14 protein-coding genes and 1 riboswitch are annotated in these 14076 nt (G+C 71.2%); of the genes, 12 read left to right on the forward strand and 2 right to left on the reverse strand.

Annotation, left to right across the window (positions count from 1 at the left end; genetic code table 11):
- Positions 1-87 precede the first annotated feature (87 nt).
- Together OG828_RS40435 and OG828_RS40440 are read left to right on the forward strand one after the other, a co-directional pair.
- Positions 88-1212, forward strand: a complete 1125-nt coding sequence (locus OG828_RS40435; protein ID WP_328505023.1) for a glycoside hydrolase family 6 protein — start codon at positions 88-90, stop codon at positions 1210-1212.
- 121 nt (positions 1213-1333) lie between these two features.
- The gene (locus tag OG828_RS40440; RefSeq protein WP_328441592.1) at positions 1334-2602 is read left to right on the forward strand and encodes an alginate lyase family protein; all 1269 of its coding nucleotides are present in this window, start codon (positions 1334-1336) and stop codon (positions 2600-2602) included.
- Positions 2603-2650: 48 nt separating this feature from the next.
- Here OG828_RS40440 and OG828_RS40445 read toward each other — a convergent pair whose 3' ends face one another.
- Positions 2651-3862: an MFS transporter gene (locus tag OG828_RS40445; RefSeq protein WP_328503951.1), complete on the reverse strand. Its 1212-nt coding sequence runs from the start codon at positions 3860-3862 to the stop codon at positions 2651-2653.
- A gap of 109 nt (positions 3863-3971) precedes the next feature.
- Here OG828_RS40445 and OG828_RS40450 point away from each other — a divergent pair, with 109 nt between their 5' ends.
- Complete coding sequence (locus OG828_RS40450; RefSeq protein WP_328503952.1) at positions 3972-5342, forward strand: ROK family transcriptional regulator; 1371 nt, start codon at positions 3972-3974, stop codon at positions 5340-5342.
- Positions 5343-5385: 43 nt separating this feature from the next.
- On the opposite strand, the gene OG828_RS40455 is transcribed toward OG828_RS40450, so the two are convergent.
- Entirely contained in the window at positions 5386-6141 is a 756-nt protein-coding gene (locus tag OG828_RS40455; RefSeq protein WP_328503953.1) for an SDR family oxidoreductase, read from the reverse strand.
- 364 nt (positions 6142-6505) lie between these two features.
- Positions 6506-6636: riboswitch (FMN riboswitch) on the forward strand.
- 147 nt (positions 6637-6783) lie between these two features.
- Here OG828_RS40455 and OG828_RS40460 point away from each other — a divergent pair.
- From OG828_RS40460 to OG828_RS40500, 9 genes are all read left to right on the forward strand, one after another.
- The gene (locus tag OG828_RS40460; protein WP_328503954.1) at positions 6784-7389 is read left to right on the forward strand and encodes a riboflavin synthase; all 606 of its coding nucleotides are present in this window, start codon (positions 6784-6786) and stop codon (positions 7387-7389) included.
- Entirely contained in the window at positions 7386-8027 is a 642-nt protein-coding gene (locus OG828_RS40465) for a nicotinamide mononucleotide transporter family protein (protein ID WP_328368333.1), read from the forward strand. Before OG828_RS40460 ends, OG828_RS40465 begins: the two co-directional genes overlap by 4 nt.
- Entirely contained in the window at positions 8024-9313 is a 1290-nt protein-coding gene (locus OG828_RS40470) for a bifunctional 3,4-dihydroxy-2-butanone-4-phosphate synthase/GTP cyclohydrolase II (RefSeq protein ID WP_328368336.1), read from the forward strand. The genes OG828_RS40465 and OG828_RS40470 overlap by 4 nt, the downstream gene beginning before the upstream one ends.
- 20 nt (positions 9314-9333) lie before the next feature.
- Positions 9334-9819: a 6,7-dimethyl-8-ribityllumazine synthase gene (gene ribH / locus OG828_RS40475; RefSeq protein WP_301978282.1), complete on the forward strand. Its 486-nt coding sequence runs from the start codon at positions 9334-9336 to the stop codon at positions 9817-9819.
- Positions 9820-9853: 34 nt separating this feature from the next.
- Positions 9854-10126, forward strand: coding sequence for a phosphoribosyl-ATP diphosphatase (locus tag OG828_RS40480; protein ID WP_086760055.1), 273 nt, complete (start codon positions 9854-9856; stop codon positions 10124-10126).
- 45 nt (positions 10127-10171) lie between these two features.
- On the forward strand, positions 10172-11020 hold the full coding sequence (gene hisG / locus OG828_RS40485) for an ATP phosphoribosyltransferase (RefSeq protein ID WP_328503955.1): 849 nt from the start codon (positions 10172-10174) through the stop codon (positions 11018-11020).
- 14 nt (positions 11021-11034) lie between these two features.
- Positions 11035-11478 carry a PH domain-containing protein gene (locus OG828_RS40490; RefSeq protein ID WP_328368347.1) on the forward strand — a complete coding sequence of 148 codons (444 nt, stop codon included), beginning with the start codon at positions 11035-11037 and terminating at the stop codon, positions 11476-11478.
- Positions 11479-11652: 174 nt separating this feature from the next.
- Positions 11653-12981, forward strand: coding sequence for a hemolysin family protein (locus tag OG828_RS40495; RefSeq protein ID WP_328368349.1), 1329 nt, complete (start codon positions 11653-11655; stop codon positions 12979-12981).
- Complete coding sequence (locus tag OG828_RS40500; RefSeq protein WP_210581359.1) at positions 12978-14063, forward strand: hemolysin family protein; 1086 nt, start codon at positions 12978-12980, stop codon at positions 14061-14063. The genes OG828_RS40495 and OG828_RS40500 overlap by 4 nt, the downstream gene beginning before the upstream one ends.
- Positions 14064-14076: the final 13 nt, after the last annotated feature.

The following is a 14076-nucleotide window of genomic DNA, read 5'->3' on the forward strand; positions in this document are numbered from 1 at the left end:
GGGAGAACGTCGCGCCGGGGGAGAACGTCGCGCAGGTCAGAACAAGGGGGCAGCTGGACTGTGTCAGGCTCACGTGCGCGCGGCGCCATGATCGCGGCGGCCTGCGTCGTGGTCGCAGTCGGCACGGTGACCGGCCTGCTGTCCGCGCTCGACGACGGACGCGGCTTGGACGAGGCCAGGCCCGAAGTGACCGGCTCACCACGCCTGGAACCGCTGCCCGCGGTCCCGTCGGCGAAGGCGTCCGCTTCCCCGACCCCGTCGCCCTCTCCCTCGAAGAAGAGGGACGAAGAGAGCGCGACCCCCTCGCCCACGCAGACGGAGCCGAAGCAGCAGACGTCTGCCGCGTCCACGCGTCTCTACCGTCACCCCGATTCCCAGGTGCTCGACTGGGTCCGCGCCCACCCCGGCGACCCGCGCCACGCGGTCATCGAGTCCCGTATCGCCGATCATCCGGCGGCCGTGTGGTTCGCCGACTACACGCCGGCCACCATCACCGCCCGGGTCCGCGCGGTCACCTCCGGCGGCGCGGCACAGGGCCGGGCGCCGGTGATCGTGCCGTACGCCATCCCGGACCGCGACTGCGGCGGGTACTCGGACGGCGGTGCGCCCGACCTCGGCGCGTACGACGCCTGGATCGACGCCTTCGCGGCTGGGCTGGGCTCCGGCGACGTCATCGTGATCCTGGAGCCCGACTCGATCGCCCAGTCCGACTGTCTGTCCGCCGGTGCCCGCGCCGACCGCTTCGCCTCGCTGGCCCGCGCGGGCCGCGTCCTCAAGGCCGCGAACCCCAAGGCGCGGGTCTACTTCGACGCGGGCCACTCCGGCTGGAACCCGGCGGCCAAGCAGGCGGCGCTGCTGAAACAGGCGGGCGCCGCCTCGGCCACCTCCTCCGACGGCATCTTCAGCAACGTCTCCAACTTCCACCGCACGGCCGACGAGATCGTCTACGACCGACAGGTCCTCGACGCCCTCGACGGCCCCGCCTCCCTCGGCGCCGTCATCGACACCAGCCGCAACGGCAACGGCGCCCCGGCCAACGGCCAGTGGTGCGACCCGGCCGGCCGGAGGATCGGCCGCGCGCCCACCCTGAACACCGGCGAGACCCGCATCGACGGTTACCTGTGGGTCAAGCTGCCGGGGGAGTCGGACGGCTGCAAGGGCACGCCGGGCACGTTCAGTCCGTCGTACGCCTATGACCTGGCGGCGTCGTAGACGCAGGTTTCCCCATCTCTGTACATGAAGCCTGTCCGAGCCATTGTCATGTCCACCAGGCGGTTCTACGCTCACCCAGTCCTGCTCATGAACGTCGTTCACATTCGTGATCGGAGGCTCGATGAGTGCAAGACAACGCCTGAGCGTCCTGCTGACCACGGCGGCCGTGCTCGCCGCTGGGATCGTCCCGGCGACCGCCGCCGAGTACACGGCTCCCATGGTCCCGGAGACGGCTGTCCTCGACGGCACCCGCCTCCAGCAGACGAAGATCCGGCTCGACCGTGGCGACCCTCGACTCCGCCGTGTCCTGCGGGACTTGACCGCCCGCGCCGACCGTTGGCTGGACAAGGGCCCCTGGACGGTCGTCGACAAGCCCAAGCCCGCGCCCGGCGGCGACGTCCACGACTACCTGAGCCAGGCGCCCTACTGGTGGCCCACCAAGCCCCCCACCGCCGACAACCCCTGGGGCTGCCCCTACGTCCAGCGCGACGGCGAGCGCAACCCCGAGGTGGACAGCGGCACCGACCGCCAGGACGTCGAGAAGGTCTTCGACTCGACGTACGACCTCGCGCTCGCCTGGTACTACACGGGCCGGCAGCGGTACGCCGAGAAGGCCGGACGCATTCTGCGCACCTGGTTCCTCGACCCGGCCACCCGGATGAACCCGAACCTGAACCACGCGCAGTTCATCCCCTGCAAGTACGACGGCCGGGCGATCGGCATCATCGACTTCTCGCAGTCGTACACCGCCGTCGTCGACGCGCTGGCGATCCTCCGCACGGGCGCCCCCGGCTGGACGAAGGCCGACCGCACGAGGATGGACCGCTGGAACGCCGACTTCCTCGACTGGCTGAAGAACAGCGACTTCGGCAAGCAGGAGGCCGCCGCGACCAACAATCACGGCACGTTCTACGACATGCAGCTCGCCGCCCTCGCGCACGCGACCGGCGACAAGCAACTGGCCCGCAAGACCGTCCGCGAGGCGGGCTCCCGGCGCATCGATCCGCAGATCGCGGCCGACGGCAGCCAGCCGCAGGAGCTGACCCGCACCCGCAGCTGGCACTACTCGACCTTCGACCTCGTCGCCTACACCCGGCTCGCGGCCATCGGCCGGAACCTCGGCGTGAACCTGTGGGCCCATCAAGGTCCGGACGGCCAGAGCCTGTTCAAGGCGGTGCGGTATCTGCTGCCGGCCGCGACCGGCGCCGAGGCGTGGCCGCACCCGGAGATGGAGTTCCACCGCTACGCGGCGACCGACGTCGTACATGCGGCGGCCGACGCGGGCGACGCCCGGGCGCGGCAGGCCGTGCCACTGCTGGAGGCGCCACCCGGCGGTGATCTGTGGGCGCTGCGCCCGGCGGCCGAGCAACTGGACTCGATCGCGGGCTGACCGGACCGGGCTGGTGACCGTTTCGACCGGACCGGGCTGGTGACCGTTTCAGGGCCGGGGGTCGGGAACCGCCGCGTCCGGTGCGCTGACCTTCGGCCGGTCGCGGTCGCCCGCGCGCAGCACGCCGGCGAAGGCGACGAGCCCGCCGGACAGGACGGTCACCAGCCCGAACGACACGACCAGGCTGGTCAGCTGGGCCAGCGTGCCGATGGCGCTGGGCGCGATCAGGCCCGAGGTGTACGTGATCGTCGCGACGCCCGCTATGGCCAGGCTGGGGTTGGACCCGCTGCGGCCCGCCGCGGCGAAGCACAGCGGGACGACCACGGCGATGCCCAGGCCCATCAGCGCGAAGCCGCTCATCGCCGCCGCCGGATGATCCGAGACGACGATCAGCAGCCCGCCGAGGACGGCGAGGACACCGCTCGTGCGCACCGTGCGCACCGAGCCGTACCGGTCCACGACCTTGTCCCCGGCGATGCGGGCGATCGCCATGGTGAGCGTGAAGCCCGTCGTGCAGGCCGCCGCCAGACCGGCCGAGGCCTCCAACTGGTCACGCAGATAGACCGCCGACCAGTCCAGGCTCGCGCCCTCCGCGAACACCGCGCAGAACCCGACCGCACCGATCAGTAGCGCCGACCTGGGCGGCAGGGCGAAGCGGGGCGGCGGCTCCTCGTCCTCGGCGGGCTGGAGGTCGAGCACCCAGGCGCAGGCGGCCACGCCGAGTACGGTCAGGACGGCCGCCGCCAGTGCGTGGTGCAGCCGGGCGTCCGCGCCGAGGTGCGCGGCGAGCGTGCCGCCCGCCGAGCCGATCAGGGCGCCCGCGCTCCACATGCCGTGCAGGCCGGACATGATCGAGCGGCCCAGACGGTTCTCGACCTCGACGCCGAGCGCGTTCATCGCCACGTCCGCCATGCCCGCCGTGGCGCCGTACGTGAACAGGGCCAGGCACAGCGTCAGCAGATTCGGGGCGAGTGCGGGCAGGACCAGCGAGAGCGTCCAGAGTGCGATCAGACCGCGCAGGGCGTTCCGGGCGCCGAAGCGGTGGCTGATCCGGCCCGCGAGCGGCATCGCGACGGAGGCGCCGAGCGCAGGAAAGGCCAGCGCGAGCCCCAACTGGCCCGCGCTCACCCCCGCATGGTCCTGGATCCAGGGCACCCGCGTCGCGAAGGAACCGGTGACGGCGCCGTGCACGGCGAAGACGGCGGCCACGGCATACCGGGCCCGCCTCACCTCACGTAGGTCGTACACCACTGCGCTCATTCTGCGGCCCCTCCCTGGCTCATGGTTCCCGCTCGCGCCGCGTAAACTATCAGGAACCCTGCCTGATAGATAGCGGATTACCGGCCGCCCGATCTGGAAGGATCCCGGCATGCCCGCATCCCCGAGTACCGCCCGAGCCATCAACGACCGGCTCGCCCTGCGTCTGCTCCAGCAGGAGGGCCCCTTGACGGCGGGGCAGTTGAAGCAACTGACCGGCCTGTCGCGGCCGAGCGTCGCCGACCTCGTCGAACGCCTCACCGCCGCCGGACTGATCGAGGTGGTGGGGGAGTCGGGCGAGCAGCGGCGCGGGCCGAACGCGAAGGTGTACGGGATCGTCGCCGACCGGGCCCATCTGGCGGCGCTCGACGTCCGCACCGAGGGCGTCTCCGTCGTCGTCTCCGACCTGCTGGGCAGGGTGCTCGCCGAGGCGTCCGTGCCGATCGGCGACGACACCGGTACGGGACCGGCGGTGGAGCAGGCGGTGACCCTGGTCGAGCGCGCGGTGAAGGAGGCCGGGACGCTGGCGGCGCCTCCGCGCGCGCCCGCCCAGGAGTGGGGGCGGCTGCACACCGTGGGGATCGGCGCGCCCGGCCTGATCGACCCGGCCGACGGTGAACTCCGGGACTCCTCGGGTCTGCCGGAGTGGCATCGCCGACTGGTGGCCGTCCTTCAGGAACGCCTCCCGGACGCCCGCGTCAACGTCGAGAACGAGACCAACCTCGCCGCCCTGGCCGAGATGCGCGACGGCGCCGCCCGGGACCGCGACACCTTCGTCCTGCTCTGGCTCGGCATGGGCATCGGCGCCGCCGTCGTCCTCGACGGCCGCCTCCGCCGCGGCGCCTCCGGCGGCACCGGCGAACTCGGCTTCCTGCCGGTACCGGGCACCACCGGCCTGCCCTCGGCCACCGACTGCGAGGGCGGCTTCCACTCCCTGGCCGGCGCGGCGGCGATCGCGGCGCTGGCGGCGGAGCACGGGGTCACGGCATCCGGCGCGGCGGCGATCGCGACGCCGGCGGCCGAGCACGGGGTCACGGCATCCGGCGCGGACGACGAGCCGCGTGCGGTGCGGCTGGTGCGGGCGGCGGTGGGGCGGGTGACGGGGGCGGCGGCTGGGGAGGGTCTGGTCGGCGCGAGCGGGCGTGACGTCGACGGGGATGCCGACCGCGCTGGAGGTGCCGACCACGCGACCGCCGATGTCGAAGCAGCCCACCGCTTCCTCGACGCCCTCGCCGACCGCGTGGTCCTCGGCGTCGCCGCCGTCGTCTCCGTACTGGACCCCGGTTGCGTGGTGCTGGCGGGCGAGGTCGGCCGGGCGGGCGGGGATGAGCTGGCGGCCCGGGTGCACCGGCGGCTCGCCCGGATGTCGCCGCTGCCCACGGAGGTGCGCGCCAGCAGCCTGGGCGGCGGCGCGGTGCTGCGCGGGGCCCTGCTGACCGCTCGCGACCGGGCTCAGGAGGAGTTGTTCGCGCCGGGGGAGTAGTAACCGGTGCTCACGGGAGAGCGGTAGTCGATGGACACGCCGCTTACGGCCGTCGCCCCGCTCCGAACCGAGCCGCGAGATACTCCTCGAACGTCCCCTTCCCCACGGCCAGTTCCGGCGTGAGATGCCCGCCCGCACGGAACGCCCGGTACGCCTTGCCCGCCAGCGGCACGCTCACGATCCGCCGCTTCCGCCCGGTCGCCGCCAGATACGCGCGGGCCAGCGATTCCAAGGACCGCACCTCCGGTCCTCCCATGTCCTCGACGCGCCCGGCGGGAGCCCCGGCGGCCAGCTCGGCGAGCCGGTTCGCGACCTCGGCCACCTCGATCGGCTGGTCGGAGACACCGGTCGGCAGCAGCATCACGGGCGGCTTGGCCAGCGCCCCGAACACCTGCCCCAGCAGATCGTGGAACTGGGTCGTCCGCAGCACCGTCCAGTCCAGCCCCGAGTCCCCGACGAGCCTCTCCACGGCGAGCTTGGACTTGTAGTAGCCGAACGGCACCCGGTCCACGCCGACGATCGAGATGTAGACCAGGTGGCCCACACCGGCCCGGTGCGCGGCCGCGATGAGACGCTCCGCCGCCTGCTCGTCACCGCCGCGCGGACTGGAGGCGCAGTGCACGATCGCGTCCACACCCGCGACGGCCGCGTCCAGTGTGGTGCCGCCCTCGCGCAGATCGACGGCGTACGGCCGGCTGTGCCTGCTGAGCACCCGCACCTCGTGCCCGTCCGCTCGCAGCCGCTCGGTGACGTGCCGGCCGAGCGTTCCCGTACCCCCGGTCACCAGGATCGTGGTCATGCTGCTTCAGTCCCTTCCGCGCCGGGCGCTCCCGGCTGGAGCGGCGCCGAGCTGACGTCGTACGAACACCAGCTTCTCGGGGATCACCACGGCGCGCATCCCTATATGAACGACCTGACCAGTGGGCACACAAGCGGGGGACTGGGAGGGCCCGACGGCGGGCAAGGGCCGTCGTCACCGCCGCCGGGCCGGTCTGCTCGGGATGAGACCTTGGCGCATGAGCTTAGAAAGGACTAGACCAGTACGTCAATAGGTATGGACCAATCTCAAGGGTGCTCTCCAGGCACACCGTCTGTGAGCCACTGCACACCCTTCACCCGTATGGACCTCGATCAGGCGTGGCACACTGGCTCTGTACCAGAAGCAGCGCACTCCGGGGTCGGTGAAAGTCCGAACCGGCGGTTACAGTCCGCGACCCGATCGCCTCCAGCGATCGGTTGACCAGGTGAAATTCCTGGACCGACGGTTAAAGTCCGGATGGGAGGCAGTGCGCGGCGGGCGGGCATTCGTGCGCGCCGCCGATCTTGCTCGTTCCCTCGGGGACGGGTCCGTCCGGCGTCGCCCCCAGTGCCGCAGTCCGTACATTCTGTCGTCATCGACAGCCCCGGAGTCCGTGCCCGAAGAGGCAGGAGGACCCGGGAAGTGTTCACCGGAATCGTCGAAGAGCTGGGCGAGATCACCGCCGTCGAGAACCTCGGCGACGCCTCCCGCTTCCGGCTGCGCGGCCCCATCGTCACCGAGGGCGCGAAGCACGGCGACTCCATCGCCGTGAACGGTGTCTGTCTCACCGTCGTCGACCACGAGGGCGACGAGTTCACCGCCGACGTCATGGCCGAGACACTCAACCGCTCCAGCCTGGGCATCCTCGCCGCAGGCTCCCGCGTCAACCTCGAACGCCCCACCGCGGTCGGCGCACGCCTAGGCGGCCACATCGTGCAGGGCCATGTCGACGGCACCGGCGAGATCCTGGAGCGCAAGCCGTCCGACAACTGGGAGATCGTGAAGATCTCCCTCCCCGCGGACCTCACGCGCTATGTCGTCGAGAAGGGCTCCATCACCGTCGACGGCATCAGCCTCACCGTCGTCGACGCGGGCCCCGACCACTTCTCCGTCAGCCTGATCCCCACCACCCTCGCCCTGACCACGCTCGGCCTCAAGCAGCCCGGCGACCCGGTCAACCTCGAGGTCGACATCATCGCCAAGTACGTCGAGCGGCTGCTCGCGACGGGCCAGGGGGCGGCACAGTGAACGGGCTGAACTCCGAGGCCTTCGTCCTCTTCGACCAGCACATCCTCTGGTCGGACATGATCGGCAACGTCCTCGGCCTGATCGCCCTCGCGCTCGGCTGGCAGCGCTCCCTGTGGACCTGGCCGGTGCAGTTCCTCTCCGGCCTCATCCTCTTCGGGGCCTTCTTCGGCCACCTGACCGGCAGCGCCGGCAAACAGGCCGTCGTCATGGCCGTCGCCCTGTACGGCTGGTGGCAGTGGAACCGCAGCAAGGGCAGGTCCAAGGACGGCCAGATCGCCCCGCGGTTCGCCACCTGGCGGGAGCGCGGCGCGATGGTCGTCGCGGCCGCCGTCGGCACGGTCGCGGTCGCCCTGCTCTTCAAGGCATATCCGACCCTGTCCTGGGACCCTTGGCCGGACGCGTACATCTTCGTCGGCACCATCGTTGCGATGTACGCCCAGGCCCGCGGCATGGTCGAGTTCTGGTTCGCGTGGCTGCTCGTCGACCTGGTCGGCGTGCCGCTCAACTTCGCCAACGGCTACGCCTTCTCCGGCTTCGTCTACGTCATCTACGGCGCACTCGTCCTGTGGGGGATGCGCGACTGGTGGCTGCGCTCCCGCGAGGACGCGCGGCCCGTTCTGGAAGGAGCGCCGGTATGAGCGCGGCACCCGTCCTGTACAGCACGGACAACATCGAGGACTGGTCGCTCGACCCGATCGAGCAGGCCATCGCCGACATCGCCGCCGGCCGCCCGGTCGTGGTCGTCGACGACGAGGACCGGGAGAACGAGGGCGACCTCGTCATCGCCGCCGAGATGGCGACCCCCGAGATCGTCGCCTTCATGATGAGCGAGTGCCGTGGCCTGATCTGCGCCCCCATGGAGGGCGGTGAGCTGGACCGGCTGCGGCTGCCGCAGATGGTCGACGACAACACCGAGTCCATGAAGACCGCGTTCACCGTCTCGGTGGACGCCTCCGCCGCGCACGGCGTGACCACCGGCATCTCCGCCGCCGACCGCGCCACCACCCTGCAACTCCTCGCGAGCGGCGAGGCCCAGGCCGACGACCTCGTCCGCCCCGGCCACATCTTCCCGCTGCGCGCCCGGCCCGGCGGCGTGCTGGTCCGCAATGGCCACACCGAGGCCGCCGTCGACCTCGCCCGCCTCGCGGGCCTGCGCCCGGCCGGTGCGATCGTCGAGATCGCGGGAGAGGACGGCCGTATGCTCCGCCTCCCCGAACTGATCCCGTTCGCCCGCAAGCACGGCCTGACGATCATCTCCATCGAGGACCTGATCGCCTACCGCCGCTCCTCGGAGCCCACCGTCCGCCGCGAGGCCGAGACCCAGCTCCCCACCGCCTTCGGCGACTTCACGGCGTACGGCTACCGCTCCACCGTCGACGGCGTCGAGCACGTCGCCCTGGTGCACGGCGACATCGGCGACGGCGAGGACGTCCTCGTCCGCGTCCACTCCGAATGCCTCACCGGCGACATCTTCCACTCCCTGCGCTGCGACTGCGGCCCCCAGCTGGGCGCCTCCCTGGAGCGCATCCAGGCCGAGGGCAGGGGAGTGGTGGTCTATCTGCGCGGCCACGAGGGCCGCGGCATCGGGCTGCTGTCCAAACTCCGGGCGTACGAGCTTCAGGAGCGGGGCCGCGACACCCTCGACGCCAACCTGGAACTCGGTCTGCCCGCCGACGCCCGGGACTACGGCGCCGGCGCCCAGATCCTCGAGGACCTCGGCGTCCGCAGCGTGCGCCTGATGACCAACAACCCCGACAAGACCGACGCGCTCGTCCGGCACGGCCTCAAGGTCAACGGCCGCGAGCCGATGCCCGTACAGGCGGGCGAGCACAACCTCCGCTACCTGCGCACCAAGCGGGACCGGATGGGGCACGACCTGCCCTGGCTGGACACGCCCGCCGTGTCCACCTGCGGCAACCAGTAAGAACAGAACCGAGGAGAGACGTGAGCGGCAAGGGTGCACCGGAACTGTCCGTACGAGGCGTCGGGGACCTGCGGGTCGCCGTCATCGCGGCACAGTGGCACGAGAAGGTGATGGACGGCCTGGTGGACGGCGCCCTGCGCGCCCTGCACGACCTCGGCATCGACGAGCCGACCCTCCTCAGGGTCCCCGGCAGCTGGGAACTCCCGGTCGTCGCCAAGGTCCTCGCGGGCCGCGGCTACGACGCGATCGTCGCCCTCGGTGTCGTCATCCGCGGCGGCACCCCCCACTTCGAGTACGTCTGCCAGGGCGTCACCCAGGGCCTCACCCAGGTCTCCGTCGACACCGGCGTCCCCATCGGCTTCGGCGTGCTGACCTGCGACACCGACGAACAGGCCCTCGACCGGGCAGGGCTGCCCGGCTCCAACGAGGACAAGGGACACGAGGCGGTGACGGCAGCGGTGGCGACGGCGGCGACCCTCCGCTCAGTATCCGAGCCGTGGCGTTAGGTCGGTCGACCCAACGCGTAAAGTGGGCGCCACCATGTCCAAGAAGACGTTCGAGGAGCTCTTCACCGAGCTCCAGCAGAAGGCCGCCACCGGCGACCCCGCCACTTCCCGCACCGCGGAACTGGTCGGGAAGGGCGTCCATGCCATCGGCAAGAAGGTCGTCGAAGAGGCCGCCGAGGTCTGGATGGCCGCCGAGTACGAGGGCAAGGAGGCGGCCGCCGAGGAGATCTCGCAGCTGCTCTACCACGTTCAGGTGATGATGGTCGCCCGCGGCATCTCCCTGGACGACGTCTACGCCCACCTGTGAATCCCCGTCCCCCGCACCACCCTTCGAGCAAAGGAAGCCGACCTCATGCTGCGCATCGCCGTCCCCAACAAGGGTTCACTGTCCGGCCCTGCGGCGGAGATGCTGCATGAGGCCGGCTACCAGCAGCGCCGCGAGTCCAAGGAACTGCGGATCGTCGACCCGCACAACGAGGTCGAGTTCTTCTACCTCCGCCCCCGCGACATCGCGATCTACGTCTCCTCCGGCCGCCTCGACATCGGCATCACCGGACGCGACCTGCTCATCGACTCCGGCGCCAACGCCGAGGAGATCCTCCCGCTCGGCTTCGCCCGCTCCACGTTCCGCTACGCCACCAAGCCGGGCACGGCCAAGGGCGTCGAGGACCTGGACGGCATGACGGTCGCCACGTCCTACGAGGGCATCGTCGCGGGGCACCTCGCCGACCACGGCATCGATGCCGCCGTCGTCCACCTCGACGGCGCCGTCGAGACCGCCATCGAACTCGGTGTCGCCGAAGTCATCGCGGACGTCGTCGAGACCGGCACCTCCCTGCGCAACGCTGGCCTCGAGGTCATCGGCGAGCCCATTATGAAGTCCGAGGCCGTCGTGATCCGCCGCACCGGCGAGAACGGCGAGGAGCCCAAGGTGCAGCAGTTCCTGCGCCGCCTCCAGGGCGTCCTGGTCGCCCGGACGTACGTGATGATGGACTACGACTGCCGCGTCGAGCAGCTGGAGAAGGCCGTCGCGCTCACGCCCGGTCTGGAGTCGCCGACCGTCTCCCCGCTGCACAACGAGGGCTGGGTCGCCGTCCGTGCGATGGTTCCCGCCAAGGAAGCCCAGCGGATCATGGACGACCTGTACGACATCGGCGCCCGGGCCATCCTGACCACGGCCATCCACGCCTGCCGTCTCTGAGAGGCGTGGAGAACATGTCCGACCTGCCCGCCCTCCCCGTCACCTTCCGGCCGACCCGCACCCGGGCCGTCCTGCTCACCGCCGCTGCCGCGATCTTCGTCGTCATCACGACCGTCGCGCTGCTGCTGGAGCAGCTCAGCCCGGGCGAGCGCCTCAGCTTCATCTTCACGGCGGCCCTGCTCTGCGGCGTCCTCCTGATGCTCGCCCGGCCGAAAGTGGTCGCTGCCGAGACCGGGGTGACCGTCGTGAACATCGCCGGCCGACGCCATCTGGAATGGGCCGAAATCCTTCAGGTGAACCTGCGTCCGGGCGACCCCTGGGTGTTCCTCGACCTCAGCGACGGCACCAGCCTGCCCGCGCTCGGCATCCAGCCGGGCATCGCCAAGCAGCGCGCCATCGCCGACGCCAGGACCCTGCGGGCGCTCGCCGAAGCACATTCGACGAGGGATCTGACGTAGAACGCCATGTCTTGATTAATCTGTTGGCGGAGGCGTGCTCGTTGCGCCTCCGTCTCTGATGTTCCACCCGGTCTTCAGAGGCCCCCTGCTACCCGAGGAGTGACTCCTTCCAGCGATGGACGGATCGTCCTGTAGTACCTGCGCCGCCCCCTCCCGACATATCGAGGCGGCGGCATGACCACCCCCTTGCTGCTGCTCGCAGCCGCATTCCTGCTGATTCTCGCCAATGGCTTCTTCGTGGCGGCCGAGTTCGGCCTGGTGACGGTCGAGCGCGCGGACGCCGAGAAGGCCGCCGCCGAGGGCGACAAACGCGCCCGTACGGTGGTCGAGTCGCTGAAGGAGCTGTCCTTCCAGCTCTCCGGCACCCAGCTCGGCATCACCATCACCTCCCTCGTCGTCGGCATGCTCGCCGAACCGGCGCTCGCCCAGCTCCTTGACGGCCCGCTCACGGCGATCGGCATCCCCGACGGTGCGGTGCCCGGCGTCGCCGTGGTCGTCGGCATGCTGCTGGCCTCGGCCGTGCAGATGGTGATCGGCGAACTCGTGCCCAAGAACTGGGCGGTCTCCCGCCCGATGCAGGTCGCGCGTTTCGTCGCCGGCCCGCAGCACGCCTTCGCGCGGCTGTTCCGCCCGGTGATCGCCGGGCTGAACGCGGTCGCCAACCGGCTCGTCCGCACCCTGGGCATCGAGCCCACCGAGGAGCTGGCCTCCGCCCGCACCCCCGGCGAACTCGTCTCCCTGGCCCGGCACTCCGCACGCGCCGGCGCCCTGGAACAGGACACCGCGGACCTGTTCGTACGGACCCTGTCGCTGGCCGAGCTGACCGCACAGCACGTCATGACCCCGCGCGTGAAGGTCAGCGCGCTGCAGTCGTCGGCGACCGCCGAGGACGTCGTCAATCTCACCCGCGCCACCGGTCTGTCCCGCTTCCCGGTCTACCGGGAGCGGATCGACGAGATCGTCGGCATGGTCCACCTCAAGGACGCCCTGGCGGTCCCCTCGCGCGAACGGCTGCGCACCCCCGTCACCCGGATCGCCCAGACGCCCCTGCTGGTCCCCGAGACCCTGCCGGTGCAGCCCCTGCTCGCCCGGCTGCGCAGCGAGCAGCCCATCGCCGTCGTCGTCGACGAGTACGGCGGCACGGCCGGGGTCGTCACCCTGGAGGACATCGTCGAGGAGATCGTCGGCGAGGTCCGTGACGAGCACGACGGTCAGGACGTGCCCGAACTCGCCCCCGCCCCGCCGGAGGACGGCAGGGCCGCGTGGGACGTCGACGGCAGCTGCCGGGTCGACATCCTCCAGCGCATTGGCCTCGACGTGCCCGAAGGACCGTACGAGACGGTCGCGGGCCTGGTCGCCGACCTGCTCGGCCGGATCCCGGCCGTCGGCGACAAGGCCGAGCTGCCGGGCTGGCGGCTGGCGGTGCGCCAGGTCGGCCACTACCGCGCCGAGCGGGTACGGCTGGTCAGGACGGCCCTCGTCGCCGCGGAGGCCGTCCGATGAGCGTGCTCCAACTTCTGTTCGCCGCACTGCTCGTGCTCACCAACGGCTTCTTCGTCGGCGCCGAGTTCGCCCTCGTCTCCGTACGCCGCAGCCAGATCGAACCGCTCGGCACCGCCCGGGCCCGGCAGGTGCTGTACGGCCTGGAGCGGCTGCCGCAGATGATGGCCGCCGCCCAGTTCGGCATCACCGTCTGCTCCCTGACGCTGGGCGCGGTGGCCGAGCCGACGGTCGCGCACATCCTGGAACCGGTCTTCGAGTGGATCCATCTCCCGCACGCGATGATCCACCCGCTCACCTATGTCATCGCCCTCGCGGCGGTCGTCTTCTTCCACCTCGTCGTCGGCGAGATGCTCCCGAAGAACCTCGCGATGGCGGCCCCGGAGAAGGTCGCGCTGTGGCTCAGCCCGGGTCTTGTCGCCTTCGCCCGCCTCTGCAAGCCGATCACCGTCGCCCTCGGCTTCTGCGCCCAGGGCATCTTGCGGCTCTTCCGCGTCGAGCCGAAGGACGAGGTCGAGGCGGTCTTCACCAGCGAGCAGCTCAACCGGCTGGTGGAGGACTCCGGCCAGGCGGGGCTGCTCGGCCCCGAGGAGCAGGAGCGGCTGGAGGACGCGCTGGAACTGGGCTCCCGCCAGGTCACCGACGTCCTCCTCGGCCGTGAGTCGCTGGTGACGGTCAGTCCCTCGGTCACGCCGGGCCAGATCATCGCGCTCACCGCCCGCACCGGGTACTCGCGCTTCCCGGTCGTCGCCGACAACGGTGCCTTCATGGGGTACCTGCACGTCAAGGACGTACTCGATCTGGAGGAGTCCGAGCGGGCGGTGCCGCAGCGGATCTGGCGGCCGATGACGACCCTGCGGTCGGAACTGCCGCTGGACGACGCGCTCACCGTGATGCGGCGTGCCGCGACCCACCTCGCGCAGGTGGCCGACGGGGCCGGGAAGGTGCTGGGGCTTGTGGCGCTGGAGGACGTACTGGAGCTGCTGGTGGGCGAGGTGCGGGATCCCGCACATCGCGCGGTGACCGCCGTGCAGAAGGTTTCGGAGCCGCGGTCGGGGGCGCCGGAGGAGGTGCTGGCCAGCTAGCAGAGCCCGCCGC

The sequence above is a fragment of the Streptomyces sp. NBC_00457 genome (assembly GCF_036014015.1).
Taxonomy (GTDB): Bacteria; Actinomycetota; Actinomycetes; order Streptomycetales; family Streptomycetaceae; genus Streptomyces.